This window comes from Amycolatopsis sp. WAC 01375 (assembly GCF_003947325.1).
In the GTDB taxonomy this organism is placed as follows: Bacteria; Actinomycetota; Actinomycetes; order Mycobacteriales; family Pseudonocardiaceae; genus Amycolatopsis.
Window position 1 is genome coordinate 14,855 of record NZ_QHHW01000015.1, and the last position, 25,399, is coordinate 40,253.

The 25,399-nt window shown below is 68.0% G+C and carries 19 protein-coding genes; 5 read left to right on the top strand and 14 right to left on the bottom strand.

The genetic code is table 11. The features are described from left to right. Nucleotides 1-68 precede the first annotated feature (68 nt). Nucleotides 69-869 carry a carbon-nitrogen hydrolase family protein gene (locus DL991_RS06170; RefSeq protein ID WP_125781862.1) on the top strand — a complete coding sequence of 267 codons (801 nt, stop codon included), beginning with the start codon at nt 69-71 and terminating at the stop codon, nt 867-869. Nucleotides 870-1,146: 277 nt separating this feature from the next. On the opposite strand, the gene DL991_RS06175 is transcribed toward DL991_RS06170, so the two are convergent. The 3 genes from DL991_RS06175 to DL991_RS06185 form a co-directional block, all read right to left on the bottom strand. After that, nucleotides 1,147-2,475 (bottom strand): S9 family peptidase, encoded by a 1,329-nt coding sequence (locus tag DL991_RS06175; RefSeq protein WP_125781864.1) that lies wholly within the window; start codon nt 2,473-2,475, stop codon nt 1,147-1,149. Beyond that, nucleotides 2,472-4,793 (bottom strand): penicillin acylase family protein, encoded by a 2,322-nt coding sequence (locus DL991_RS06180; protein WP_125781866.1) that lies wholly within the window; start codon nt 4,791-4,793, stop codon nt 2,472-2,474. Before DL991_RS06180 ends, DL991_RS06175 begins: the two co-directional genes overlap by 4 nt. A gap of 97 nt (nt 4,794-4,890) precedes the next feature. After that, a complete protein-coding gene (locus tag DL991_RS06185) occupies nt 4,891-5,469 on the bottom strand; it encodes a helix-turn-helix transcriptional regulator (RefSeq protein WP_125781868.1) in 579 nt (192 codons plus the stop codon). A 250-nt stretch (nt 5,470-5,719) separates the two neighbouring features. On the opposite strand from DL991_RS06185, the gene DL991_RS06190 reads away from it, so the two are divergent. Both DL991_RS06190 and DL991_RS06195 read left to right on the top strand, forming a co-directional pair. Beyond that, entirely contained in the window at nt 5,720-6,925 is a 1,206-nt protein-coding gene (locus DL991_RS06190) for a lytic transglycosylase domain-containing protein (protein WP_125781870.1), read from the top strand. Nucleotides 6,926-7,061: 136 nt separating this feature from the next. Beyond that, complete coding sequence (locus DL991_RS06195) at nt 7,062-7,490, top strand: pyridoxamine 5'-phosphate oxidase family protein (protein WP_125781872.1); 429 nt, start codon at nt 7,062-7,064, stop codon at nt 7,488-7,490. A gap of 48 nt (nt 7,491-7,538) precedes the next feature. Here DL991_RS06195 and gcl read toward each other — a convergent pair whose 3' ends face one another. From gcl to DL991_RS06230, 7 genes are all read right to left on the bottom strand, one after another. Next, nucleotides 7,539-9,233, bottom strand: coding sequence for a glyoxylate carboligase (gene gcl / locus DL991_RS06200; protein WP_125781874.1), 1,695 nt, complete (start codon nt 9,231-9,233; stop codon nt 7,539-7,541). A gap of 3 nt (nt 9,234-9,236) precedes the next feature. Further along, nucleotides 9,237-10,124: a 2-hydroxy-3-oxopropionate reductase gene (locus DL991_RS06205; protein ID WP_125781876.1), complete on the bottom strand. Its 888-nt coding sequence runs from the start codon at nt 10,122-10,124 to the stop codon at nt 9,237-9,239. Continuing rightward, complete coding sequence (locus tag DL991_RS06210) at nt 10,121-10,948, bottom strand: hydroxypyruvate isomerase family protein (protein WP_125781878.1); 828 nt, start codon at nt 10,946-10,948, stop codon at nt 10,121-10,123. Before DL991_RS06210 ends, DL991_RS06205 begins: the two co-directional genes overlap by 4 nt. Before the next feature lie 497 nt (nt 10,949-11,445). After that, nucleotides 11,446-12,369: a 2Fe-2S iron-sulfur cluster-binding protein gene (locus DL991_RS06215; RefSeq protein WP_125781880.1), complete on the bottom strand. Its 924-nt coding sequence runs from the start codon at nt 12,367-12,369 to the stop codon at nt 11,446-11,448. Then, nucleotides 12,366-14,123, bottom strand: coding sequence for an NAD(P)H-dependent oxidoreductase subunit E (locus tag DL991_RS06220; RefSeq protein WP_125781882.1), 1,758 nt, complete (start codon nt 14,121-14,123; stop codon nt 12,366-12,368). Before DL991_RS06220 ends, DL991_RS06215 begins: the two co-directional genes overlap by 4 nt. Before the next feature lie 10 nt (nt 14,124-14,133). Then, nucleotides 14,134-16,053 carry a molybdopterin oxidoreductase family protein gene (locus DL991_RS06225; protein ID WP_125781884.1) on the bottom strand — a complete coding sequence of 640 codons (1,920 nt, stop codon included), beginning with the start codon at nt 16,051-16,053 and terminating at the stop codon, nt 14,134-14,136. Nucleotides 16,054-16,067: 14 nt separating this feature from the next. Beyond that, nucleotides 16,068-17,060 (bottom strand): 2-dehydropantoate 2-reductase, encoded by a 993-nt coding sequence (locus DL991_RS06230; protein ID WP_125781886.1) that lies wholly within the window; start codon nt 17,058-17,060, stop codon nt 16,068-16,070. Nucleotides 17,061-17,314: 254 nt separating this feature from the next. Here DL991_RS06230 and DL991_RS06235 point away from each other — a divergent pair, with 254 nt between their 5' ends. Further along, nucleotides 17,315-18,043 carry a GntR family transcriptional regulator gene (locus tag DL991_RS06235; RefSeq protein WP_125781888.1) on the top strand — a complete coding sequence of 243 codons (729 nt, stop codon included), beginning with the start codon at nt 17,315-17,317 and terminating at the stop codon, nt 18,041-18,043. Between the two features lie 42 nt (nt 18,044-18,085). On the opposite strand, the gene DL991_RS06240 is transcribed toward DL991_RS06235, so the two are convergent. The 4 genes from DL991_RS06240 to DL991_RS06255 are packed head-to-tail and all read right to left on the bottom strand — an operon-like array spanning nt 18,086 to nt 24,638. Continuing rightward, nucleotides 18,086-19,474, bottom strand: coding sequence for an OFA family MFS transporter (locus tag DL991_RS06240; protein WP_125781890.1), 1,389 nt, complete (start codon nt 19,472-19,474; stop codon nt 18,086-18,088). A 34-nt stretch (nt 19,475-19,508) separates the two neighbouring features. Next, nucleotides 19,509-21,638, bottom strand: a complete 2,130-nt coding sequence (locus DL991_RS06245) for an acetate--CoA ligase family protein (protein ID WP_125781892.1) — start codon at nt 21,636-21,638, stop codon at nt 19,509-19,511. A gap of 11 nt (nt 21,639-21,649) precedes the next feature. Continuing rightward, a complete protein-coding gene (gene frc, locus DL991_RS06250; protein ID WP_125781894.1) occupies nt 21,650-22,879 on the bottom strand; it encodes a formyl-CoA transferase in 1,230 nt (409 codons plus the stop codon). Between the two features lie 16 nt (nt 22,880-22,895). Beyond that, the gene (locus tag DL991_RS06255; RefSeq protein ID WP_199753843.1) at nt 22,896-24,638 is read right to left on the bottom strand and encodes a thiamine pyrophosphate-binding protein; all 1,743 of its coding nucleotides are present in this window, start codon (nt 24,636-24,638) and stop codon (nt 22,896-22,898) included. A 274-nt stretch (nt 24,639-24,912) separates the two neighbouring features. Between DL991_RS06255 and DL991_RS06260 the strand changes: the two genes are divergently transcribed. Then, nucleotides 24,913-25,398: a beta-class carbonic anhydrase gene (locus DL991_RS06260; RefSeq protein ID WP_370305716.1), complete on the top strand. Its 486-nt coding sequence runs from the start codon at nt 24,913-24,915 to the stop codon at nt 25,396-25,398. The last annotated feature ends 1 nt before the right edge of the window (nt 25,399 follow it).

The window sequence follows — 25,399 nt, forward strand, 5'->3', positions numbered from 1 at the left end:
GAGCCTACACCTGGACCAGTCAAGTATCCATCATGTATACAAGAGTTCCACTTATTGGAAGGGGTCCCATGGTGCACGTCGCGGTGGCGCAGTTCGCGCCCGGCAACGACAAAGAAGCCAACCTCGCGCGCGTCTCCTCCCTCGTCGGCGAAGCGGCCGACCGCGGCGCGCGGGTGATCGTGCTGCCCGAGTACTCGCTGTTCACCGTACCGACGATGAGCCGCGAATTCGTGACCTCGGCCGAAGAACTCGACGGACCGTTCGTCACCGAGCTGCGCGGTCTCGCGAAAGACCGGCAGATCACCGTCGTCGCGGGCATCAACGAAGCGCTCCCCGATGGCGAGCGGATCTCGAACACGCTGGTCGCGGCCGGTCCCGACGGCGCGATCGCCGCGCTCTACCGCAAGATCCATCTGTACGACGCCTTCGGCTTCCGCGAATCGGAACTCGTCCGGCCCGGTGACATCGAAGCACCGGAGACGTTCGAGGTCGACGGGATCACGTTCGGCCTCCAGACGTGCTACGACCTGAGGTTCCCGGAAGTCACCCGCCGTCTGGTCGACGCCGGCGCGGACGCGGTGCTGCTGCCCGCGGAGTGGATGCCCGGCCCGCTCAAGGAGGACCACTGGACCACGCTGGTCCGGGCGCGGGCGATCGAAAACACGATCTACCTCGTCGCGGCGGGACAGGCCGCACCCACCGGCTCGGGGCACAGCATGATCGTCGACCCGATGGGCGTCGTCCTCGCCTCGCTCGGCGAGCGCACGGGAACCGCGACCGGGGAACTCTCCGCCGACCGGATCTCCGAGGTACGCGCCAAGAACCCGGCACTGGAGCTGCGCCGGTTCGCCGTCGCCCCGAAGTCCTGAGTATCTTCTGACCCGGAGGTCCGTTCGTGAAGACACGCCCTCGGGCGTGGTGACGCGGCTTCCGTTCGCCTGGGTGCCGGGTGGCCGCCCGGCACCCAGGCTCTCGGCCAGTTCCGAGGCGAGGCTGCGAAAGCCATGATCGCGGCCGCCCACGCCGGGAGACCGCGCGTGAAGGACCTCCCCCTGCACATGAAGGACCCCTTCCTTGCGCCTAGGTGCAGGGAGGGGGCCATCATGTACTTCCGCCGGAACCGCGGCGATCACGTCCGCTTTTAGCTCACGGCACCAGCAGTCCCCAGTGGACCGCCCACGGGACGAACAGCACCGCTCCGGCCACCAGCAGGCCGACCCGGACTCCCCCGCGTTCCTTCTTCCGCCACCACGAAACCGCCGTCACCACACCGGCGATGACGACACCGATCGCGGCCAGCTGCAAGACGAGCCAGGGCAACGTCCGTCCGAAAAGGACCGGACCGGGCGCCATCGCGGCGCCCGTCGTCAGCGCGATGTAGTAGGCGAGGAAACCCGCCGTGGCCAGCAAGCCGGTCGACGCCAGCCAGCGTGCGGGCCTCGCGAGCGGAACTTCCTTGCGACGACCGACCAACGCCGTCACCGGGTACGCGGCGAACGCCAGCAACGCCAGTGCCCACACCGCGATCTGCAACCACGGCGCCTCGTACCAGGCGAGCGGTGCCAGCGCGACACTCTGGCTCGCCTGCGGTGGCGGCGGATCGGCGGACGGCTCGTTCCTCACTCCGTTCACCCAGGCCCCGACGAGGTCGAGGTAGCCGGGGGCGAAACCGTCGAGCTTGTCGAAACCGTCCGTGGTCCGCCGGAGCCCGTGCTGGGCGTGCGGGAACACCTTCAGCGTGTACTGCCGGTTCCCCGCCCGTTCCAGTGTCTCCCGGAAGATCCGGACGGCCTCGCCGGGCGGGGTGAGCCGATCCAGTTCGCCCCACAGGCCGAGGACCGGCTGCCGCACCTTCTCGAGCACCGGCACCGGGTCGTATCCGGCCTCGGGGAACACCCCGGCGCCCGCGAGGGTCCGCATGTTCGTCGACGCCACCATGTCCACCATCGAGCCGGTGACCCCGCCGCGCCGCAGATAGGTCTCGAAGGCCCATGACTGCTGACGATCGGGCGAAACCCCGTTGGCACCGACAGTGACCGCGAAAGCGACGTCCTTCGACTTCGACGCCGCCAACGGCGCGACCCAGCCACCCTCGCTCAAACCCCACACCCCGACACGGGCGGGATCCACGCCCGGGCGCGAGCGCAGCGCCTGCACCGCGGCGAGCGCGTCGTCGGCGAGGACCGAGTAGTCCCTCTCGAACAGCGAGTAACCTTCGGTCCGCTTGTCGTAGATCAGGGTCGCGATCCCCGCCTTGGCGAAGGCTTCCGCCTCGGTGCGGTAGTCGTCCCGGTCGTGTTCGCCGGAGCCGTGCACCATGACGATGCCCGGCGCCGGGCCGTCGCCCTCCGGAGCGACCACCGTCCCGTGCAAGGTGACGCCGTGACTGGTGAACGTGACGTCGTCGTCCGGAGCGGCGGCGGGCACCGGTGAGGAGACCACCACGACGGCGGCCGCGAGCAGCGCGCCGATCATCGCCTGCTCACCCGGACCACGTCGAGCGACGGCGACGCGAGAATGTCCTTCTCGCAGTACCGTTCGGTGACCCACTGCTTGCGCGAGTACAGCTCCGTCTGGTCGCTGTGGTGCGCGGACTTCGGGTTCGCGGACTGCGAGTAGGTCAGCAGCGTCGTCGTGTCCGGGCAACCGGTGCCGTTGAACGCCACGACGTGCAGGTACGTCCCGCCGTGCGTGAACTCGGTGTACCCGCGGGCCGGATCCCATGGCCCGCCAAGGGAGTCGTACACGCCACGTCCGGCGGTTCCGCCGCCCAGCGGGATCTTCCGGCCTTCGCGGACGACGTAGTGGTTGTCGCCATACCGCGCGTCAAGCGGGATCTTCGCCGCGTTCAGTTCCGCGACGGCGTCGGTGAGTGCTTTGCGGATCGCGGCGTTCGCCGTGTCGAGGGTGTTCGGCGTGTGGACCGGATCCTTGACGTCGAACGGGACCTTCCAGATCGACGGCCCCAGACGATCCACAGTGGACCAGAACCGGTCGAACAGCAGCGCGCCCCGGCTGTCGGCGTCGGAACGACCGTCCCAGCCCGCCAGCGCGGCGCACGCGGCGTCCGTTCCCGGCATCGCGGCGCACATCGCGACGACGTCGGCCCGCACGAGTTCGGCGGCGTGATCCCGGTGCGAGAACATCAGGTCCCGCATCGCCTGCCCCGTGAAGCCGCCTTTCTTCAGCTGATCGGCGATCTCGACGAAGCCGCCCCGCGTCCGCATGTTCTGTTCGTTGCGAACCGGTCCCACGATCCTGGGGAAGCCGGTCTTCGGCTCGGCGGGGTTGAACAGCCAGTAACTGTCGTTCGAGTTCGCCAGGTAGTCGGCGCGGCTCAGGTGCGGCAGGCTGGACGGGCCGAAGACGCCCGGCCTCAGCGCGTCACGGTCGCGGCCCCACGCGCAGGCCGTCCTGGAGCCGTCGAGCACCGCGACACCGTCGGCGTCGAACAGTTCCTTGCCCAGCGGGGTGTTGCAGCGCGCCGCCTTCTCATCGGTGACGTGCGGGACACCGTGGATCTGGCTGTACTCCACCCGGCCGCGATCGTCGGTGGCGAGGATGTTCATCCACGGCAGCCCTTGCGTCTCGCGGACCGCGCCGATCATCTCCCCCGCCGTCCGGCCGCGGGCGATCGCGAACATCGAGTTCGTCATGCCGAGGTTCCCCGCGTTGGCGTCCGCGATCGCGAAAGCGCTCGACGCCGTCCACGGCAGTTCCCGCTGCCCGAGCCGGGTCGTCACCGGACCGTACCTCGTCGTCCACTGTGGACGTGCGACGCGCTCCAAGGTCCCGTCCGTCTTACGGGACAGGACACTCACGTCGGCGCGCCGCATCTTCTCGGGCTTCCCGTCGACCAGGTAGGTCGTCGGCGATCCGGGTACGAGCTTCAGTTCGAACAGCGTGTACGTGCGGGTCGTGTCGGTGGCCGTGCCGCTCCAGGCGGCGGTTTCGTTGTGTCCCAGCCACATCATCGGGATACCGGGGATTCCGGCGCCGCTGACGTTGAGTTTGCCCGGCAGGCTCAGCTGCGACTGCCACAGCCTGGTCCCGCTCAGCTGCCATGGCAGATGCGGGTTGGCCAGCGAGACACCGCGGCCGTTCGCCGACGCGGCCGAGCCGATCGCGATCGCATTGCTGCCGATCCCGGTCTCCCCGAGCATCTGCTCGGTACCGGCGCCCGCCGGCGGTGCACCGGGCAGCGACGCGGTGATCGAATCCGCGACCCCGCCCTGTCCGAAGATCATGCCGACCGCGTGGCTGTGCCGGTACACGTCCAGTTCGGTGACCGGTTTCAGCCAGCCGGCACCCCGGCAGGCCGGGTCGGTGATCTCGCCGGTGCGCAGGTACTTGTTGACCCCCTCGGCGTAACCGCGGATCAGCTCGCGGACCTCGCGGTACGGCCCTCGGGGCGCGGGCTCCGACAGCAGCCGCTCGAGCACGCCGCTTTCGTTCAGACCTTGGAAGTACAGGTCGCTCGCGAGGTTCGAACTCGCCTGGCTCACCCCGCTCGTCGGCGGCGCGTCCGGGCCGAGCCAGCGGGAACGCTCCGCCCGTGTGGTGATCGCGACGTCCGCGATCGCGCAGAGGTTGTCCTTGGCCGCGGCGTACCCCTGTCCGAAGCCCAGGTTCGCCCAGTCGTTCGCGACGATATGCGGAATGCCGTACTCGGTGTAGCGGATGGTGGCGTCCGCCCGGGATACCCCGTCCGGCGGTTGCGCGGCCGTCGCGGTCCCCGCCGCGAGCAGACTCGCCGCGGCGCCGACGGCCGCGATTCTTTTCCAGAGCAGCATGCTGCTCCCCCTTCGCATGTGGAGTCGTTCGTGAAGACACGCCGTCCGGCGTGGTGACGCGTTACCGGTGGTCGAGTGGCCGCTCTCCCACCGGTTTTCACTTCCCTTCCTGCACCTCCCCGTCGGGATCCGGGAACGCCGTCCAGCGCACGAACACCTTCCGCGCGCCAGGGCCCGGTTCCGGCCGCCAATAGCGGCGCAGCAGGTCCAGGTACTCCTCCCAGAACTGCTTGAGCTCTTCGAGGTTCACGTGGACCGCGCCGCGCGAGAACACCAGCGCGTCACCCCATTCGCCCAGCTCACCGCGACGATCGAGGAAACGCGCCATCTGCTCGAGGTCCTCGGTGAACGCGGCGCGCTGCGCCTCGTCGAACACCGCGCGCATCTCGTCGTTCTGCTCGCTGTGCCGGGGCCAGCGGATGTCACGTTGCCGGGCACGCCACCAGCGCTCCTTGCCGTGCGCGAGTTCCGGCGCCTCCTCGACGAAGTCGTACTTCGCCAGTTCCCGCAGGTGATAGCTGGTCGCGCCCGAACTCTCCCCCAGTTCCTTGGCCAGCTTCGTCGCCGTCGCGGGCCCGCGGCCCAAGGCCTCCATGATGCGGCGGCGCAACGGATGCATCACCGCCTTCAGCACGGCGGCGTCGGCGATCTCTTCGGGGGGCGGCGGACCGGTCATGACACCAAGGTAGCCGTGCAAAGGAGATTGTGCAAAGGCTTCTTTGCACGCGGTTCAGACCACGCCCTCGAAGCGACCGATGATTCTGCTGACGTTTCGGTGAACTCAGCGTGAAATTGACAACTTCACTACGAAGGTCTTGTGCCGGGCGGACGAAAACTCGACAGGTTCGCGGGTTTTTCGTTGCGTCGTCCCCGAAATTCGGTTGTATCGGATAGTTTTGCCCGGAGTCGACCTAGCGGGAGAGAACATGCCGAAGCACCGCCCTCGACAGACGGACAGGTTGTCCGCCCGGCACCGGACGGCCTTCGCGCTCGCCGGTGGCGCACTCGCCGTCCTGCCCGCGGTCACCGCGTCGGCCGGTCCCGACACCCCGATCGCCGCGCCGAAACCGTCGGCACCGCAGAACCAGGCCGCGGCCTGGCAGCCGCCGGTGGGCACGGTCCCGGAGATCGCCGTCGACGGCAGCCTCCCCGAGCCGCCCAACCCGGATCCGCTGATCGTCCCCGGCGGCACCGGCAACGTCGGCGGCTCGTTCGCGCCGTCGGGAGCGCTCGGCATCCCCGCCAGCATGATGAAGGCGTACAAGAACGCGGCCGACATCCTCGCGAAGGAACTGCCCGGCTGCCACATCGACTGGGCGCTGATCGCCAGCATCGGCCGCATCGAATCGAACCACGCGCGCGGCGGCTACGTCGACGCCAAGGGCGACACCCTCGAACCCATTCGAGGCCCGCAGCTCAACGGCGCCGGACCCTTCGCCGCGATCCCCGACACCGACGGTGGCAAGTACGACGGTGACGCGGTATGGGACCGCGCCGTCGGGCCGACGCAGTTCATCCCGTCGACGTGGAAGGGCTACGCCTCCGACGGCAACGGTGACGGCGAGTCGAACCCGAACAACATCTACGACGCGACGCTGGGCTCGGGCCGCTACCTCTGCTCCGGCGGCGTCGACCTGACGTCCGAGCAGACCCAGCGCGTGGCCGTGTACCGCTACAACCATTCACTGTCCTATGTGGACACCGTGATCCGCTGGGCGGTGGCCTACCGCGGTGGCGTCGCGACGATGCCGGACAGCCAGGTCCCCGTCGGCGCCCCCGATTCCCAGGACGTCGCCGCAGGCACGCCGGGCGGCCAGGTCCCGGTGCCGACCCTGCCCGGCACTCCCCCGCCCGGTACGACCACGCCGCCGGCCCCGCTGCCCGGCACGTCGCAGCCGCCGAGCAGCACCACGCCGCCGAGCAGCAGTTCGCCCTCGAAGCCGAGCAGCACGCCGCCTTCGTCGACGCCTCCCTCGTCGACACCGCCTTCGAGCACCCCTCCGTCTTCGACGCCCCCGTCCTCGACGCCTCCGCCGTCCAGCACCACGACCACTCCGCCGCCCTCCTCGACCCCGGCCGGCGACACCGGCGAGACGAGCCCGACCAGCACCACCACTTCCCCGGCCCCGTGACCCATCCGCAATTCGTCACCTACTTGCCAGGACGCAAGTAGGTGACGAATTGCGGGGGCGGGGTGCCCGGAATGTCCTGACGCCCGCACGCGTTGTCGCTTCTCGTAGATCATCAACCGAGAGAAGCGAGACACGGATGTCGTCTTTCGTCATGACCGCCGAGGAACGGGAAGCCTTCCTGAGCGAGGTCCACATCGGGGTCTTGGCCGTGGAGCGGGAAGGACGGGCGCCGCTGGCCGTACCGGTCTGGTACGACTACGAGCCCGGCGGGGAACTCCTCATCTGGATGGACGGCGGTTCGGTCAAGGACAAGACGATCAAGAAGGCGGGCAGGCTCAGCCTGGTCGCCCAGTCGGAGACGCTGCCGTACAAGTACGTGACGGCCGAGGGTCCGGTCATCGCGAACGACACGCCGCCGACCAGGGAGCAGGCGCTGAAGATCGCGCAGCGCTACCTGCCCGGCGAAGAGGGCACGAAGTACGTCGACGGCGCGCTCAGCGACAACTCCGTGCTGGTCCGCGTCCGGCCGGAGAAGTGGCTGAGCAATGATCAGGGCAAGGCCTGATCGCGAGACGGTGTCCCGGCAGCTTCAGGCGTGCCGGGACACCGTCGTTCAGCCCGCGATCGGCTCGAACTCGACGACGCTGTCGAGCGCCTTGCCCATCGCGGCGTTCCCTTCGCGTTCGATCATGATCTCCACCAGCACCGGCCGCGACGTCCGCTCGGCCTCCTTGCGCGCCCACTCCAGCGACGTCCGGATCTCGCCCGGCTCGGTGACGCGGGTGCCGGAGCAGCCGTAGGCCTCCATGACCTTCACGTTGTCCGTGCCGATCTTGTCGTAGTGGATGTCGACCTCGAAGTTCATCTCGTAGCCGGTCTCGGCCTGCCGGATGAGCCCGAGATACTCGTTGTTCAGCATGATCAGCACGAACCCGACGTCGTACTGCGCGGCCACCGCCAGCTCCTCCACGAGGAACTGGAACGAGTAGTCCCCGACGACGCCGACGACCTCCGCCTCCGGTTTCGCCTTCTTGACCCCGATCGCCGCCGGGATCTCCCAGCCGAGCGGACCGGCCTGGCCGCACACCTGGTAGTGCCGCGGCTTGTGCGCGCGCTGGAACTGACCGGACCAGATCTGGTACAGCCCGATCGCGGTGACGAAGTAGGCGTCCTCGCCGTAGAACTCGTTGATCTCCTTGAACACCCGGGGCGCCTTGATCGGCGTGTCCTCGAAGTCCTCACGGCGCGGCAGGCTCTCCTTGAGTTCGCCGATCCGTCGCGGCCACGCCCGATCCCGCGCCGGAGCACGTTTCGGCGCCGCCTCGATCAGCGCGTCCAGGAAAGCACCCGTATCCGACACGATGCCGAGGTCCGGCCCGAACACCTTGCCCAGCTGCGTCGGCTCGATGTCGACGTGGATGAACTTCCGGTCGCCCCGGTACACGTCGAGGTCACCGGTGTGCCGGTCGCCGAACCGCGCTCCCAGCGCCAGCACCAGGTCCGCTTCGAGGAAGGCCGCGTTCGCCCACCGCTGCGAGGTCTGGATGCCCGCCATGCCGGCGAACAGTTCGTGGTCCTCGGGGAAGGTCCCCTTGCCCATCAACGTCACGCCGACCGGGACGCCGAGCAGTTCGGCCGCGGTCCGCAGCCGGTCGCTCGCGTCGCCGAGCACCACGCCGCCGCCCGCGAGGATCAGCGGCCGTTCGGCGGCCAGCAGGAGGTCCAGCGCTCGCTCGACCCTGGCCGGTGACGGTGTCGCCTTTGTGACCGGCAGCGGCGAATCGATGCTCGAGTCCCATTCGATCTCCTGCCGCTGGACGTCGATCGGCAGGTCGATCAGCACCGGCCCGGGACGGCCGGACCGCGCGATCCGGAACGCCTCGCGGAACACCCACGGCAGCTGAGCCGCTTCCTTGACCTGAACGGCCCACTTCGTCACCGGTTTGGCGATCTCGACGATATCGACGGCCTGGAACGCCTCGGTGTGCAGCTTCCGCGAGTCGGCCTGCCCGGTGATGCACAGGATCGGGATCGAGTCGGCCTGCGCGGTGTAGAGCCCGGTGATCATGTTCGTCCCGGCCGGGCCCGAAGTGCCGATCGCGACGCCGACGTTGCCGGTGGTCCGCGCCCAGCCGTCGGCCATATGGGTCGCGCCCTCTTCGTGGCGCACGATCAGATGCTCGATGCCGCTGTCCTGCATCGCGTGGTACAGCGGGAGGATCGCGGCGCCGGGGCAACCGAACGCGGTATCGACGCCTTCACTGACCAGGACGTCGACGACGGCCTGCATGGCGGGGATTCTTGGCATGCGTCACTCCTTGTTTTCCGCGCCGGACAGCGTTTCGACGACCTTGAGCAGGGCGGAGTGATCGAGCGAGCCGTGACCCATCGCCCGTCCGGCGGCGACGAGCTGGGCGACCAGCCCGGTGAGCGGCAACGCGACCTCGGCCTGCCTGGCGGCGGCGAGCGCGATGCCCATGTCCTTGTGGTGCAGGTCGATCCGGAAGCCCGGCGCGAATTCCCGCGCCACCATCGACTTCCGCTTGAGTTCGAGGATCCGGCTGCCCGCCAGGCCGCCCGCGAGGACGTCCAGCCCGACGCCGGCGTCCACACCCGAGGCCTCGAGCAGCACGATGGCTTCGGCGATCAGTCCGTACGTCCCGCCGACCACAAGCTGGTTCGCCGCCTTGACGACCTGGCCTGCGCCGTGCGGTCCGACATGGACGATCGTCTTGCCGACCGACTCCAGGATCGGGAGCGCGGCGGCGAAGTCCGCTTCGTCGCCACCGACCATAATGGACAGTGCCGCCTGTTCGGCACCGGCCTGGCCGCCGGAAACGGGTGCGTCCAGCACGCGGATCTCCCGTTCGCCCGCCTGCTCGGCCACCTCGATGGAGGTCTCCGGCCGGATCGTGCTCATGTCGATCAGCAAGGTGCCCGGCTTCGCCGATTCCAGCACCCCTCCCGCCGCCAGCGCGACAGCCTCGACCTGCGGATGGTTCGGCAGCATGGTGATGACGACTTCCGCGCCGGACACGGCGTCCGTCACCCCGTTCGCGGCCCGGCCGCCCGCGGCTTCCAGCCTCGCGAGCGCGTCGGCGTTCGTGTCGAATCCACTCACCTCGTGGCCGGCGGCGACGAGATGTCCCGCCATCGGCCCGCCCATGATCCCCAGGCCGATGAATCCCAGCTTGGTCATGCCCGTCCCCTTCGTTCGAAAGGCAGCCACGACAGCGAATCCGCGCTCGGCCCGTCGGGTTTGTACTCCACGCCGACCTGCCCGCGGTAGCCCGCCGTCTGCAGCTTTTCCAGGTATCCCTCGATGTCCAGCGTTCCGGTCCCCGGCTGGTGCCGCCCTGGGGCATCGGCGATCTGCACATGGCCGATCCGTCCGGTGTGGACGGTCGTGACCGTGTCGAGGTCGTCACCGTTGACCGCCAGGTGGTACAGGTCGGCCAGCAGCTTCACGTTGTCCCGCCCGAGTTCGTCGAGCACCTTCAGCACGTCGTCCGCGGTCTTCAGTGGATACTTTTCCGCGCCCGACAACGGCTCCAGGACGATTTCCGCGTCGATCCGCGCGGCCGCGTCCGACGCGAGCGCCAGATTCGACAGGCCGAGCTTGTCCTGCCCTGCCAGGTCCGCGCCGTCGATCCGGTTGCCGTAGAGCGCGTTGAACCGGCGGCAGCCGAGCCGCTCACCGAGATCGATCGCGGACGCGACACTGTGCGCGAACTCGTCTTCGCGCCCGGTCCAGGTGACCAGGCCGCGATCACCGCCCGCCATGTCGCCCGGGAAGAAGTTCAGCCCGGTCACCACGACGCCCGCTCGCTCGACCGACGCCACGAACGCGTCGACCTCGGCGGCGTCCGGCACCGCCGTCTCGAAGGGCCACCAGTACTCGACCGCGGTGAAGCCCGCCGCGCGCGCCGCCTCCGCACGGTCGAGCAGCGGCAACTCGGCGAAGACCAGCGACAGGTTCAGCACGTACGGCAGCGCATGACGCGAACCGGCAAGATCAGCCATCGAAACCTCTGCAATTTCGCTATGCGGAAACTTTCTTTCGTATATCGAGAATAGCCCGCTGACCTGTCCTCGGTCAACGGGCGGCAGGGAGCACAGGGGGGGGGGACTCCAGTGGCCATCCGGCGCGGGCGGTCGTGAGTGGCGTTTCGGGTTCTATCGAGGGGTAAGGCAAAGGTGGCGTGTCGCGAAAGCCACTTCGCGACGCCTGGCGTCACAGCCGTCCCACTGTCACCAGGGACCACACCGGCGGGCACTGAAGGGCCCCTTCACTACCCTCAGAGTAGGCAAGGAGGCCTTCACGGACCGGAGAGCGCCGCGACCCATACGCCACGCTTGCCCTACCCCTCAAGAACCCGAAACGACACTCACGACCACGCCGACCAACGCTTTCTGGCGCCTTGGTCGGTTGAAGTACGTGAAGGGGTCCTTCCTTGCGCCTAGCGCAGTGAAGGGGGCCTTCATGTACTTGGGGAAGGCCACAATCCAGTAGGTACCCTTCAGCGGTTCTGGACGTGTTGCCAGCCGAAGCGGCCCTTGATGCAGAGGTTGCCGTGTGTCACCGAACTCTCGTGCGGAGAGGTGACCTTGACGATCTCGTTGTCCTGGACATGCAGGGTGAGGTTGCAGCCGACGCCGCAGAAGGTGCAGACGGTGGTCGTCGCGGTCTGCCGGGACTCGTCCCAGGTGCCGTCCTCGCGTTTGTCGTGCTCGCGTTTGAAGCTCAGCGCACCGGTCGGGCAGACCTCGATACAGTTTCCACAGTAGACACACGCACTGTCCGGCAGCGGGTTCGCGAACTCCGTCGAGATCCGCGCATCGAAGCCTCTCCCCGCCATGGTGATCGCAAAGGTGTTCTGCCACTGCTCCCCGCACGCGTCGACGCACTTGTAGCACTGAATGCATTTCCCGTAGTCGCGGACGTAGAGCTCGTTGTCCACTTTGATCGGTTGGCGCACCGTCGCCGCCGTCATCCCGTCCGGGATCTCGTGTTCTCCCGGGCGCCGCTCGTCTCGGTCGTCCGCAGGCGGTGCGGGCGGCCCGAAACGCTCGGGCTCCGCACCGCTTTCGGCCATCCAGCCCGCGACGTCGGGTGTGGTGGACAGATCCGTCGCCGAAGCGAGGAGTTCGAGCACCACCTTGCGGCTGAGCCGCGTCCGATCGGTCTCGGTCCGCACCACCATGCCCGGTTCCGCCTTGCGGGAGCACGACGGCACGAGTGTGCGCGAACCCTCGACCTCCACCATGCAGACCCGGCAGGCGTTCGCCGGTTCGAGGGTGTCGCCGTAACAGAGCGTCGGGACGTTCTTGCCCGCCGCGGCACAGGCGTCAAGAATCGTCGATCCTTCGGGAACACAGACGGCCTCACCGTCCACAGTGAACTCGACGAGCCGTCGCGGAAGTCCTATTTCGACGATGGTCATGACTGCCCCTCCAGCGCGCCCAGCCGGTCGATCGCCGACTCGATGGCGTTCCAGGCGGTCTGGCCCAGTCCGCAGATGGACGAATCCCGCATCACCTGGCCGACTTCGCGCAGGAGCACGAGATCATCCCCGCCGGTACTCAGGCCGCGACCGCCGACGATCCGGTGCAGCGTCTCTTCCTGCCGCACGGTCCCGATCCGGCACGGCACACACTGCCCGCACGACTCGTCCCGGAAGAACGCCGCGATCCGCAGCAGGAACCCGCCGAGGTCGGCCTGATCGTCCAGCATCAGCACGACACCCGAACCGAGGGTGGTGCCTGCCGCGCGGGCGTCTTCCATGGTCAACGGCAAGCCCGTCTCGTCCGGGCGCACGAAACCACCCGCCGCGCCGCCCAGCAGGATCGCCCGGAGTTCCCGGCCCTCCGGCACTCCCCCGGCCAGGTCGAGCAGTTCGGCCAGCGTCGTTCCGAACGGCACCTCGTACACGCCGGGACGCCGGACGTTGCCGGACAGGCAGAACAGCTTCGGCCCGGACGAGCGCCCGGTCCCGATGCGGCGGTAGGCCTCGCCGCCCTCGGTGAGGATCAGCGGGACGTTGACCAGGGTCTCGACGTTGTTCACCACCGTCGGCTTGCCGAACAGACCCTTCTCCACCGGGAACGGCGGTTTGGTCCTCGGCTCGCCGCGGAAGCCTTCGATCGAGTTGAAGATCGCCGTTTCCTCACCGCAGATGTACGCGCCCGCTCCCCGCCTGATCTCGATGTCGAACGAGAAACCTCGACGCCCCATGATGTCCTCGCCAAGGAACCCTCGTTCGCGGGCGACATCGATGGCGTTGCGCAGCACCTTCAGCGCGCGCGGGTACTCACCGCGAAGGTAGACGTATCCCTTCTGCGCGCCGATGGCGAAAGCCGCGATCGTCATCGCCTCGACGAGCGCGAACGGGTCCCCCTCGATCAGCACGCGATCCTTGAACGTGCCCGGTTCGCTCTCGTCAGCGTTGCAGACGAGGTACCGGGTTCGCACCGGTTGCCTCGCCGTGGCGTCCCACTTCCGGCCGGTCGGGAACGCCGCCCCGCCACGGCCCATCAGCCCCGAATCGGTCACTTCGCGGATGACGCCGGCCGGTCCGAGCAGAAGCGCGTTCCTCAACGCCGCGTAGCCACCGGACGCTCGATAGGCGTCCAAGCTCTCCGGATCGACGACGCCTACCCGGCGCAACAGCCGTAGCTCCGGCTCTCCTTGCTGCGGAACGGAAACCGGCGCTTCGTCCACTTCGGACTCACCGGCCGCGGCGCGAACGACCTCACCCGCGGTCGCCGGGGCGAGCAGCCGTTCTTCGGCGGAATCGCCCGCCTCGAAGGCCAGCGCCGCGGGGGCGCGTTCGCAGACACCGAGGCACGGACTGCGGTGCCAGGTGAACCCCGCGGCGCCTGCGGTCCCGGTCAGCGCGTCGGCCAGCGCTTCCGCGCCGTTGACCCGGCACGCCAGGTCCGTGCACACGTGGACGACACGCGGCGGCCGTTCCTTGAGCGAGAACAGCGCGTAGAAGCTGGCGACACCGTATGCCTCGGCCGGAGGGACGTTCAGCCGACGGCAAATGTGGTTCAGCGCTCCCTGGCTGATCCAGCCGATCCGGTCGTTCACGGCGTGCAACGCGGGAAGCAGCTGATCGCGGCCTCCGGCTCCGAGCGCGTCGACCGCCACCCGCTCGGCGTCCGTCGGTTCGGCGTTCAGGAAGCGCAGGTCCATTCCGGACTCCTCACACGGTGGCGGGCAGCTTCTCGACCCGGATCGCGGCGGCCTTGTACTCGGCCGTGCCCGCGACCGGACAGGTCGCCTCGATGGTGATGACGTTGACGTCGATCTCGTCCGGGAAGTGGAAGGTCATGAACGCCAGCCCCGGACGCAGTCCCTCGTCGATCCGGACCGGCGCCTCGATCTCGCCACGGCGGGAGGAGATCCGCACGACCTCGTCCTCGACGACGCCGAGTTCGACGGCGTCGGCCAAGCACAGGTCGAGTGTCTCCCCACGACGCAGCGGCGAGGGGAACCCGCCGGACTGGACGCCGGTGTTGTAGGAATCCAGCCGCCTGCCGGTGGTCAGCCGGATCGGGAAGTCCTCGGTGAGCAGATCCACCGGCGGGCTGTGCGCGATCACGGTGAACGGCGCCGGACGGCCGCGTTTCGCCGGGTCCTCCTCCCAGAGGCGCCCGTGCAGGAAGGTCGGTTCGAGTTCGTCCTCGCGATAGCAGGGCCACTGGATTCCGCCGAGCTCCTCCAGCCGCGCGTAACTCATGCCGGCGTGCATCGGCGACAGCGTCCGGAGCTCGTTCCAGACGTCCTCGCCACCCTGGTAGTTCCAGTCGTGGCCCAGACGCCGGGCCAGTTCGCACAGCAACTGGATGTCGTCGCGAGCGCCCTCCGGCGGTTCGAGTGCCTTGCGGACGCGCTGCACCCGGCGTTCACTGTTGGTGAAGGTGCCGTCGGATTCGCACCAGGCCGCCGAAGCCGGCAGCACGACGTCGGCCAGCTGAGCGGTCTTGGTGAGGAAGATGTCCTGCACCACTAGTAACTCCACAGTGGACAGACGCTTGATCGTGTGCTCGCAGTCCGCCTCCGACTGCACCGGGTTCTCCCCGATGATGTAGACGCAGGTCAGCTCGCCGCGCTCCATCGCGTCGAGCATCTGCGTGAGGTTGAGCCCCTTGCGCGGTGGGATGTCCGAGCCCCACGCCGCGTCGAACTTCGCCCGTACGTCCGCGTCGAGGAGGTTCTGGAAGCCGGGCAGCCGGTCCGGGATCGCGCCCATGTCCCCGCCACCCTGGACGTTGTTCTGCCCGCGCAAGGGGTTCAACCCGGCCCCGTACCGGCCGACGTGACCGGCCAGCAGCGCGAGATTGATCAGGGACAGCACGTTGTCCGTGCCGTTGTGGTGCTCGGTGATCCCGAGCGTCCACGACAGCTGACCTCGATCCGCGCGGGCGTAGGTGTGCGCGAGTTCGCGGATCAGCTCGGCCGGGACACCGGTGACCTCCTCCGCGACCTCGAGTGTCCAAGGCTCGACCGAGGCCGCGAACTCGGCGAACCCCTCGGTGGCACGTTCGATGAAGCCGGTGTTGGCCAGTCCGGAGTGGATGATCTCGCGGGCGACCGCGTGCGCCAGCGGGATGTCCGTGCCGACGTGCAGCTGAAGCTGCCGGTGCGCCCAGCTCGCGGTGCTGGTCCGGCGTGGGTCGATGACGAACAGTTCGGCGCCGCGATGGACGGCCTTGAGCACGTGCTGGAAGAAGATCGGGTGCGCCTCCCGCGGATTGCCACCCCAGACGACGATGACGTCGGCGTCCTCGATCTCCTGGTACGACGACGTCCCGCCGCCGCTGTCGAACACCCGCGCCAGCCCGGCGACGCTCGGCGCGTGACAGGTGCGGTTGCACGAGTCGACGTTGTTCGTGCCGATCACCGAGCGCGTGAACTTCTGCGCCACGTAGTTCATCTCGTTGGTCGCCCTGGCACAGGAGAACATGCCGAAGGCCTCGGGTCCCTTGGTTTCGAGCGTGCGCCGGAACCCGGCGGCCGCGCGCTCCAGCGCCTCCTCCCAGCTCGCCGGGCGCAGCTCACCCGAGTCACGGACCAGTGGCTGAGTGAGGCGGATGTATGGTTCGGTGTTCTTGCGCTTCATCGGGTCCCTCCGATTCAGTGCGCTCCGACGGGAACGGCGTTCGCGGTCTGGTCGAGCAGCCCGATCGCGGCGTGGACGTGCCGCAGCGCCGGGGCGGGCACGCCCGTCAGCTCCGAGAGCTCGACGACGGCGCCGATGATCGCGTCGATCTCCAGCGGCTTGCCCGCTTCGAGGTCCTGCAGCATCGACGTCTTGTGGTGGCCGACGCGCCAGGCACCGTCGATGCGTTTCTCGACCGACACCTTCGGGTCGCTGCCGGCGGCACGGGCGATCGCGAGGGTCTCGTTCATCATCGCGGCGACGAGCTCGCGGGCATCCGGATGCTCGCAGATCTGGACCATGGTCGCCCTGGTCAGCGCGCTGAGCGGGTTGAAGGCGACGTTGCCCATGAGCTTGACCCAGATCTCGTCGCGCAGGTCGAGTTCGACCGGCGCCTTCAGCCCGCCCGCGATCATCGCGTCGGCGAGCGCCGCGCACCGGGACGAAACGCCGCCTTTCGGCTCGCCCAAAGCGAAGCGGGTCCCTTCGAGATGCCGGATCACGCCGGGCTCTTCGATCACCGTCGAGCAGTAGACGACGCAGCCGATCGCGCGGCGCAGTTCGAGGACCTCGCTCACCGCGCCACCGGGATCGACCGTCTCGATACGACGGTCCTCCAGCCGATGTCCGGTGAGACCGTGGAAGTACCACCACGGGATCCCGTTCTGCGCGGCCACGATCGCGGTGTCCTCGCCGAGCAACGGCGCGATCAGCGGTCCGCAGGAAGCGTACGAATTCGCCTTCAGGCCGAGGAAGACGAAGTCGACGGGACCGACTTGCGCCGGATCGTCGGTGACGTGGGGCCGGGCGGTGAAGTTCCCGCGCGGGCTGAGCACCCGCACGCCGTGCGCGCGCATCGCGTCGCCGTGCGCCCGTCTCGCGATGAGGTGGACCTCCGCCCCGCCTCGGTGCAGCGCGGCCCCGGCGTACGCGCCGATGGCCCCCGCGCCCAGAACAGCGACCTTCATGACGTGCCTCCTGCTCACCCGAAGACCAGATTGCATACAGTATCCTGTAGATGGTCTCCGCGCCAAGGCCTCCTGCATTTCGTCCTTCAAATGCGCCCGGCTACGCGTGCACCCAGCCGCAACTCGCGTGGACACGCCAATCGCGCCTTGCGACGACCGCACTTAGAGGACGAAATGCGTGATCAAGGGGAGATTGTCGGGATTTTGCATACCAAAACCTGTATCCTGGACCAGACGAGTCATCCGGAGGCCCTGTGAGTCAGCCCGTTTCACCCCTTCCCGACCGCGGCCCCACCGGCCGCCGGACGAAGGGCACGCTCAACCCGGCGACGGCCAAACGCGTCGAGCGGCCGGCTCCCCTGCGTCAGGTCGTCTACGACGCGCTCGCGGAGCTGATCATCAACCGGACCCTCGAACCCGGCCAGCACCTGGTCGAGGCGGACCTCGCCGAGTACCTGGGCGTCAGCAGGCAGCCGGTCCGTGAGGCATTGCAGCGTCTGCAGAGCGAAGGCTGGGTAGACCTCCGTCCCGCACAGGGCGCCTTCGTGCACATGCCCACCGACGAGGAAGCCGATCAACTGCTCAGCGTGCGCACCGTGCTGGAGGCACACTCCGCCCGTCTCGCCGCCGACAGGGCAGGCGACGAGGACGTCGAGCGCTTGTGGGAACTGCAGAAGACCGGGCTGGAGGCGTTGGCCGCAGACGACACCGAAGGCCTCGTCGCGGCCAACGCCGCGCTCCACGCGTTCATCACCGAACTGTCCGGCAACACCGTCCTTGCCGAGATGATCGGCATGGTCGATCGCCGGGTCCGCTGGTACTACACGCCGATCGCCCGTCCTCGCAGCCACGACGCCTGGCAGGAACACGAGGAACTGATCAAGGCCATCGCCGCCGGTGACGCCGTCGCCGCCGAAAAGATCATGAACCAGCACACCGAGCGCACCCGGCAGGCCTTCCACGAACGACCGAAGGAGGACTAGGCCGGAACCGTTCGATGAACGTGTCGTCCAGCCGGGTACGACTCACCGGACGACCGGGTTCAGCTCCTGCTCACGCCGCGGAGTACGCGTGCGCGAACGCCCGGGCTGACGCAGCAGAAGACTGAGCGCGGCCGCGAACAGACTCGTCGCGCCCGCGAGGAAGAACGCGCCGCCGTAACCCCAAGCGACCACGACCATCGCCCCGACGCCGGAGCCGACCAGGCCCGAGATCAGCTTCGAGCTGTACACCAGGCCGTAGTTGCTGGCGTTGTTGTTCTCGCCGTAGAAGTCAGCCGTCATCGCCGCGAACAGCGGGAAGATCGCGCCGCCGCCGAAACCGGAGATCATCGAGGCGAGCAGGAACAGCGGCATGCTGCCGATCGAGCCGGACAGGTACACCGCGAACTGCGCGAGGCCGAGCACCACGCAGACCATGAACAACGTCTGCCGTCGCCCGTAGCGGTCGGAGATCCAGCCGATCACGCCGCGGCCGGTGCCGTTGATGATCGCCTTCAGGCTCATCGCCAGCGCGACGATCCCGCCCGCGAACCCCATCTCGTTGCCGAACGGCACCTGCATCGCGATACCGAAGATGTTCACCCCGGCCGTGCACAGCAGGCAGAACCACATCAGCGGCAGCATCCCGGTCCTGAGCGCCTCCTTCGGCGTGTACTGCCGGACCGCCGGAGGGTTCTTCCGCAGGGAACGGCGGATCCGCGGATCGTCGGACACCTTCAACGGGTCCACCTGCGACGGCCACCAGTTCTTCGGCGGGTCCTGGAAGAAGAAACCGCTGACCGCGACGACCGCCGCCAGGAAGAGGCCGACCACGAGCAGGACGCCCGAAAAGTTGGAAAGGTCCATATAGGACGTGAAGATGAAGATGAAGGGCACCGAACCGTAGGCGAAGCCGCCGTTGACGAACCCGGTCTTCCCGCCCCTGCGCTCCGGATACCACTTCCCCACCATGTTCACGCAGGTCGCGTAGACCAGACCGGCCCCGCCACCGCCGAAGAACCCGAAGCCCAGGTACGCCCAGATCTCGCTGGGCGCGTAGGCGAGGGCCAGATAGGACAAGAGGGTGCCCGTCGCGCCCAGCAGCATCGCCGCTTTGGCGGACAGCGTCCCGTTCTCCCGCATCTTCCCGGCGGGGAAGGCGACGATCGCCTGGAAGAACACCCAGACCCCGAGCAACCAGAAGATGGTCGCCCCGTGCCAGCCGTGCGCGCCCGCCAGCGTTTCCTCCGCTGAGGTGAACGCGTATTCCGAGGAACTGATGGCCATCATGGCGACCCAGGGCAGGATCACCATCGTCCATCGTGGACGGCCCATGATGTCTCGATCGGTTTCGCCGATGCGATAGATCCGGCCGTTCGAATCGACTACTTCCTTGTACGCTCCGGGGGGTTGAGCCGCGGTCGATGACGTCATTGTCATTCTCCTTGGGTCGGTTTTGGGCCGGAAATCAGCCGAGCAGTCCCGCTGAGCGGGCCCAGCGATACTTAGCGCCGAGCACAGCCACCGGTTTCTCCGTCGTGTACGGATAGGCCACGACACCGTGCTCGTACAGAAAACTGCTGGCCTCTTCGACCTCGACATCGCCTGCCAGCGAGGCGACGACGGGCTTGTGGATCCCTTTCGCGCGATATTCGGATACGACTTCCGAAACGAGTTCCGCGAAGATCATCGGCGGGGTGACGATAGTATGCCAATAGCCGAGAATCAAGGCATGGATTCGCTCGTCCGCCAAACCGAGCGCGATCGTGTTCCGGTAGGTGGCAGGTGGTTCGCCGCCGGTTATGTCCACCGGATTGCCCGCCGCGCCGAACGGCGGGATGAATTCCCGGAACGACGCGTCGAGATCGGGCGGGATCTCCATCAGGTTCAGCCCGTTGTCCACGCAGGCGTCGGAAAGCAGGACACCGGAACCACCCGCGCCGGTGATGATGACGACGTTCTCGCCCTTGGGCGTCGGGAGCAACGGGATGCCGCGCGCGTACTCGAGCAGATCGTTCAGCCCGGGCGCCCGGATGACCCCGCTCTGGCGGAGGATGTCGTCGTAGACCTTGTCGTCGCCGGCGAGTGCGCCGGTGTGCGAGCTCGCCGCTTTCGCGCCTTGGGAGGTGCGGCCCGCTTTGAGCACGACGACCGGTTTCCGCGCCGAAACCCGTTTCGCCGTTTCCGCGAACGATCGTCCGTCTTTGAGATCCTCGAGATGCATCGCGATGAGCTCGGTGTTTTCATCTTGTTCGAAGAAAGTGAGCAGATCGTCCTCGTCGATATCGGCCTTGTTGCCGACCCCGACGATCGAGGAGACACCCATTTTCGCCGACCGGCTGAACCCGAGGATGGCCATCCCGATGCCGCCGCTCTGCGACGAAAGCGCGACCCCGCCCTTGACGTCGTACGGCGTACAGAACGTCGCCGACAGATTCTCCGGCGTGTAGTAGTAGCCGTAGATGTTGGGGCCGAGGATCCGGACGCCGTGTTTCCGCGCGATCGCGACGACCTGGTCCTGCAGTTCGATGTTCCCCGTCTCGCCGAAGCCGGACGGGATCAGGATCGCCCCGGCCACGCCTTTCCGGCCCACTTCCTCCAGCGCGGCGGGCACGAACTTGGCGGGAATGGCGAACACCGCGACGTCGACGTCGCCCGGCACGTCGGAGATGCTCGCATAGGCCTTGCGGTCGAGAATCTCGGCGGCCTTGGGGTTGATGGGATGGATCTCCCCCGCGAATCCGCCGTTGACGAGGTTCTTCATCACCGAGTTGCCGATCTTGCCCGCCTCGGCCGACGCGCCGATGACGGCGATCGAAGCCGGTTTCATGATCCGGGTCATCGACGCCAGGATCTCCTCCTGGCTGAACCGCACTGGCTCGCGCGCCGCTTCGGGATCCACCAGGATCCGGACGTCGACGGCGATGGCGTCACCAGGAGTGGCCAGCACCGGGTTGAGGTCGACCTCGGCCAGTTGCGGAAAATCGGTGACCAGCGTGCCGACGCGGGTGAGCACGTCGGCCAGCGCGTCCCTGCTCACCGGCTCCGCACCGCGGACCCCGCGCAGGATCTCGGCGGCCGCGATGCCGTCGATCATCGAGAACGCCTGGTCACGGTCGAGCGGGGCGAGCCGGAACGTGACGTCCTTGAGCACCTCGACCAGCACGCCGCCGAGTCCGAACGCGACGATCTTGCCGAACGTGGCGTCCGTGGTGGCGCCGATGATCACCTCTTGGCCGCGGCTGAGCATCTGCTGCACCTGGACACCGGTGATCTCGGCGTCGGCGTCGTACGCCTTGGCGTTGGCGACGATGGACCGGAAGCCGTCCGCCACCGCGTCCGCGGTCGTCAGGCCGACCAGTACGCCGCCGGCCTCGGTCTTGTGCAGGATGTCCGGCGAAACGATCTTCAGCACCACCGGGAGGCCGATCTCCTGCGCCTGCGCGACGGCTTCCTCGGCGGTGGCCGCCAGCCGTTCCTCCGGGGTGGGGATCCCGTACGCCTCGCACACCTGGCGCCCTTCCGGCGCGGTGAGCGAAGCCCGTCCCTCGGCGGCGACCTTCTCGAGGATCTTCTCGACGATCTCTTTGTCTGCCATGAAGTTCTCCCTCAGATCACGCCGGCCGCGCGCAGCCGGTCCAGGTCGTCCTCGCCGTAGCCGAGTTCGCCGAAGACCTCGGCGTTGTGCTCACCGAGCAGGGGCGAGCGTTCGACCTCGACCGGCGAATCCGACAGCTTCAGCGGACAGCCCACGGTTTTGAAGGCACCTCGTTCGGGATGCTCGACTTCGACGACGGAGCCCAGCTCGGCCAGTGTGGCGTCCTCCGCGAGCTCCCTGGTGGACAGGATCGGACCGCAGGGGATGTTGTGGGCGTTGAGCGCCTCCATCACCTCCCATTTGGTGTGCTTCTCGGTCCACTCCTCGATCATCCCGAAGGCCTTGTCCAATTTGGACAGCCTGGCTTCCGGAGTGGACCAGTCCGGGTCCTCGGCGAGTTCGGGCTTCCCGATCAGCCGGGTGATCGGCGCCCAGCCGACCGGCTGGATGATCACGTAGATGTAGTCGTTCGCCCCGCCGGGCGCGCATTTCACCGCCCAGCCCGGTTGTCCGCCCCCGGACGCGTTGCCCGAACGCGGGACCTCGTCGCCGAAGATGTCGTTCGGGTACTCGTCGAGCGAGCCGTGCGCCAGGCGTTGCTGGTCGCGGAGCTTGACGCGGCACAGGTTCAGCACGGCGTCCTGCATCGCGACCTGGACCCGCTGCCCCCGACCGGTGTTCGTCCGCTGGTACAGCGCGGCCAGGATCGCGGCGACCAGGTGGATCCCGGTGCCCGAGTCCCCGATCTGCGCGCCGGTCGCGGTGGGCGGGCCGTCCTCGAAACCGGTGGTGCTCATCGCACCGCCCATCGCCTGTGCGATGACCTCGTATGCCTTGAAATCCGCGTACCGCCCAGGGCCGAAACCCTTGATGGAGGCGTAGATCAGCTTCGGGTTCAGCTCCGCCAGCCGTTCCCAGGGATAACCGAAACGGTCGACCACTCCGGGTCCGAAGTTCTCGACCAGGACGTCCACACTGGACACGAGCTGCTCGAAGACCTGTTTGCCCTGCTCGCTCTTCATGTTCAGGGTGATGCTGCGTTTGTTGGCGTTGAGCATGGTGAAGTAGAGACTGTCCACCCCGGGGAGGTCCCGGAGCTGGCCGCGGGTGATGTCGCCGCGGCCGGGTGTCTCCAGTTTGATCACGTCCGCGCCCAGCCAGGCCAGGATCTGCGTGGACGAAGGTCCTGATTGGACATGCGTCATGTCGAGGACGCGGACGCCGTCGAGTGCCTTTCCCATCGGTGATCCCTCCCGGCTACTTGTACATGGTCTGGTTCATGGTTCCGGGCGCGTAGACGTCCGGGTCGATCCAAACGTTGATCAGCGAAGGCTTTCCGGACTCGCGGGCGCGCAGCAGCGCCGGGCCGATGTCCGCGGGGTCGCGCACCGCCTCACCGTGCCCGCCGAGCATCCGGGCGAATTCGTCGTAGGGGACGTCGCCGAGCGTGTTGCCGACGCGTTCCCGGCCGAGGCCGTACTTCGCCGCTTGGCCGTAGCGGATCTGGTTCATCGAGGAGTTGTTGCCGACGATCCCGACGAACGGCAGGTTGAAGCGCACCAGGGTCTCGAAGTCCCAGCCGGTCAGGCTGAACGCGCCGTCGCCGAAGAGCGCGACGACCTCTTTCTCCGGCCGCGCGTGCTTCGCGGCGAGGACGAACGGGATCCCGACACCGAGCGTGCCGAGCGGGCCGGGGTCCATCCAGTGCCCCGGCGCCTTCGGCTGGACGACCTGACCGGAGAAGGTCACGATGTCGCCGCCGTCGCCGATGTAGAGCGAATCCTCGGTGAGGAACTCGTTGATCTCGTGCACCAGCCGGTACGGGTGGATGGGGCTCGCGTCGGAATGCTGGAACGGCAAGCGTTTCCGCTTCGCCTTGGTCTCGACGTCCTGCAGTTCCTCGAGCCACACCTTGCGCGCGACGGCACCGTTGTCGACCCGGCCGGTGGCCGCGTCCGCGACCGCGGCGAGCACCTGGCCCGCGTCGCCGACGATGCCTAGGTCGACGTCCCGGTTCTTCCCGACGGTGCGGTAGTCGAGGTCGATCTGCACGACGGTCGCATCCGGCGAGAGCCGTTTGCCGTAGCCCATGCGGAAGTCGAACGGGGTGCCGACGATGACGATCACGTCGGCGTTGTCGAACGCGTACCGGCGCGAGAGCTGGAAGTGGTGCGGGTCGCCGGGCGGCAGCGTGCCGCGCCCGGCACCGTTCATGTACGCCGGGATGTTCAGCCCGCGCACCAGTTCGGCCGCCGGCCCGGTGGCGCGGGTCGTCCACACCTGGCTGCCCAGCAGGATGGCGGGCTTCTTCGAGTGGACGAGGAGGTCCGCGAGTTTCTCGATGTCGGCCGGGTCGCCGGCGTTGCGGGTGGACGCCCGGTACCGGCCCGCCGAGGGAACCCGCGCCTTGTCCACCGGAACCTTCGCGTCGAGGACGTCGCGGGGGATCTCCAAAAAGGACGGTCCGGGCGCGCCGTGGTAGCACTCGCGGAAGGCCATCGAGACCAGGTCCGCCACCCGCGCGGTATCCGGGACGGTGGCGGAGAACTTGGTGATCGGCGCCATCATGTCGACGTGCGGCAGATCCTGCAGTGAGCCCATCTTGTGCTGGGTCAACGCTCCTTGCCCGCCGATCAGCAGCATCGGGCTCTCCGCACGCAGGGCGTTCGCGACCCCGGTGACGGCATCCGTCGTGCCCGGCCCCGCAGTGACGACCGCGCAGCCGGGACGGCCGGTGATCCGCGCGTAGCCGTCGGCCGCGTGCGCCGCGACCTGCTCGTGCCGGACGTCGATGACCGCGATGCCCTCGTCGACGCAGCCGTCGTAGATGTCGATGATATGCCCGCCGCACAACGTGAAGATCGTGTCGACGCCCTCCGCCTTGAGCGCCTTGGCCACCAGGTGGCCGCCGGAGATCAGGTCCGGGGCGGGTTCGGAACCGTTGGTGGTGGCCTTCGTCGCGGTGTCCGCTGGGTCCACCCGGCCGGTCGTTGGCGCCATCGTTCAACTCCTCTTTCTCGCACGCCGGACCTCTCTGATCCGTGCGCTCGTTTCCGGATCTGCTCCGTCCGCCCGTCCTCTGCTCGAAGCCCTGGTCGCGGCAGACTGTAGATTGCATACCGTATGAGGTAGGCATATAGTTACTCTTCGAACGCTCCGGTGTCCAGAGCCGCAAGCAGGTTTCCTCTGCCCCTCGAGAAAGGACTTCGCGTGGACCTTTCGAACCCGGAACAGGCCTCGTGATGGCCTCGGCCGAAGGCGGGGTCCTCGTCCGGTGAGCGAGATCGACGCACTGCTGGCGAACGCGCGCGGCTACAAGGAGGTCATGGGCACGGCGCCGCGACGACCGCGACGGCGGATCGCGGTCGTGGCGTGCATGGACGCGCGGATCAGCGTGTACCGGCTGCTCGGGCTCCGCGAGGGCGAGGCGCACGTCATCCGGAACGCCGGCGGCGCGGTGACCGAGGACGCGATCCGGTCACTGACGGTGAGCCAGCGGCTGCTCGGCACCCGCGAGATCGTGCTCATCCACCATCACGACTGCGGGATGCGAATGTTCACCGACACCGACTTCGCCCGCCAGATCGAGGCGAGCACGGGAATCCGGCCGCCGTGGGCCGCGGAGACGTTCACCGACTCGGCGCAGGACGTCAGGCAGTGCATCGCGCGGCTGCGGACGTCACCGTTCCTGCTGTACACCGCCTCGGTGCGGGGTTTCGTGTACGACGAGCGGACCGGGAAGCTCGCCGAAGTCTCGTAAC

Coding starts and splice junctions, on each gene's coding strand:
- DL991_RS06170 (WP_125781862.1), top strand. CDS start 69: ATGGTGCACGTCGCGGTGGCGCAGTTCGCGCCCGGCAACGACAAAGAA.
- DL991_RS06175 (WP_125781864.1), bottom strand. CDS start 2,475: ATGATCGGCGCGCTGCTCGCGGCCGCCGTCGTGGTGGTCTCCTCACCG.
- DL991_RS06180 (WP_125781866.1), bottom strand. CDS start 4,793: ATGCTGCTCTGGAAAAGAATCGCGGCCGTCGGCGCCGCGGCGAGTCTG.
- DL991_RS06185 (WP_125781868.1), bottom strand. CDS start 5,469: ATGACCGGTCCGCCGCCCCCCGAAGAGATCGCCGACGCCGCCGTGCTG.
- DL991_RS06190 (WP_125781870.1), top strand. CDS start 5,720: ATGCCGAAGCACCGCCCTCGACAGACGGACAGGTTGTCCGCCCGGCAC.
- DL991_RS06195 (WP_125781872.1), top strand. CDS start 7,062: ATGTCGTCTTTCGTCATGACCGCCGAGGAACGGGAAGCCTTCCTGAGC.
- gcl (WP_125781874.1), bottom strand. CDS start 9,233: ATGCCAAGAATCCCCGCCATGCAGGCCGTCGTCGACGTCCTGGTCAGT.
- DL991_RS06205 (WP_125781876.1), bottom strand. CDS start 10,124: ATGACCAAGCTGGGATTCATCGGCCTGGGGATCATGGGCGGGCCGATG.
- DL991_RS06210 (WP_125781878.1), bottom strand. CDS start 10,948: ATGGCTGATCTTGCCGGTTCGCGTCATGCGCTGCCGTACGTGCTGAAC.
- DL991_RS06215 (WP_125781880.1), bottom strand. CDS start 12,369: ATGACCATCGTCGAAATAGGACTTCCGCGACGGCTCGTCGAGTTCACT.
- DL991_RS06220 (WP_125781882.1), bottom strand. CDS start 14,123: ATGGACCTGCGCTTCCTGAACGCCGAACCGACGGACGCCGAGCGGGTG.
- DL991_RS06225 (WP_125781884.1), bottom strand. CDS start 16,053: ATGAAGCGCAAGAACACCGAACCATACATCCGCCTCACTCAGCCACTG.
- DL991_RS06230 (WP_125781886.1), bottom strand. CDS start 17,060: ATGAAGGTCGCTGTTCTGGGCGCGGGGGCCATCGGCGCGTACGCCGGG.
- DL991_RS06240 (WP_125781890.1), bottom strand. CDS start 19,474: ATGACGTCATCGACCGCGGCTCAACCCCCCGGAGCGTACAAGGAAGTA.
- DL991_RS06245 (WP_125781892.1), bottom strand. CDS start 21,638: ATGGCAGACAAAGAGATCGTCGAGAAGATCCTCGAGAAGGTCGCCGCC.
- frc (WP_125781894.1), bottom strand. CDS start 22,879: ATGGGAAAGGCACTCGACGGCGTCCGCGTCCTCGACATGACGCATGTC.
- DL991_RS06255 (WP_199753843.1), bottom strand. CDS start 24,638: ATGGCGCCAACGACCGGCCGGGTGGACCCAGCGGACACCGCGACGAAG.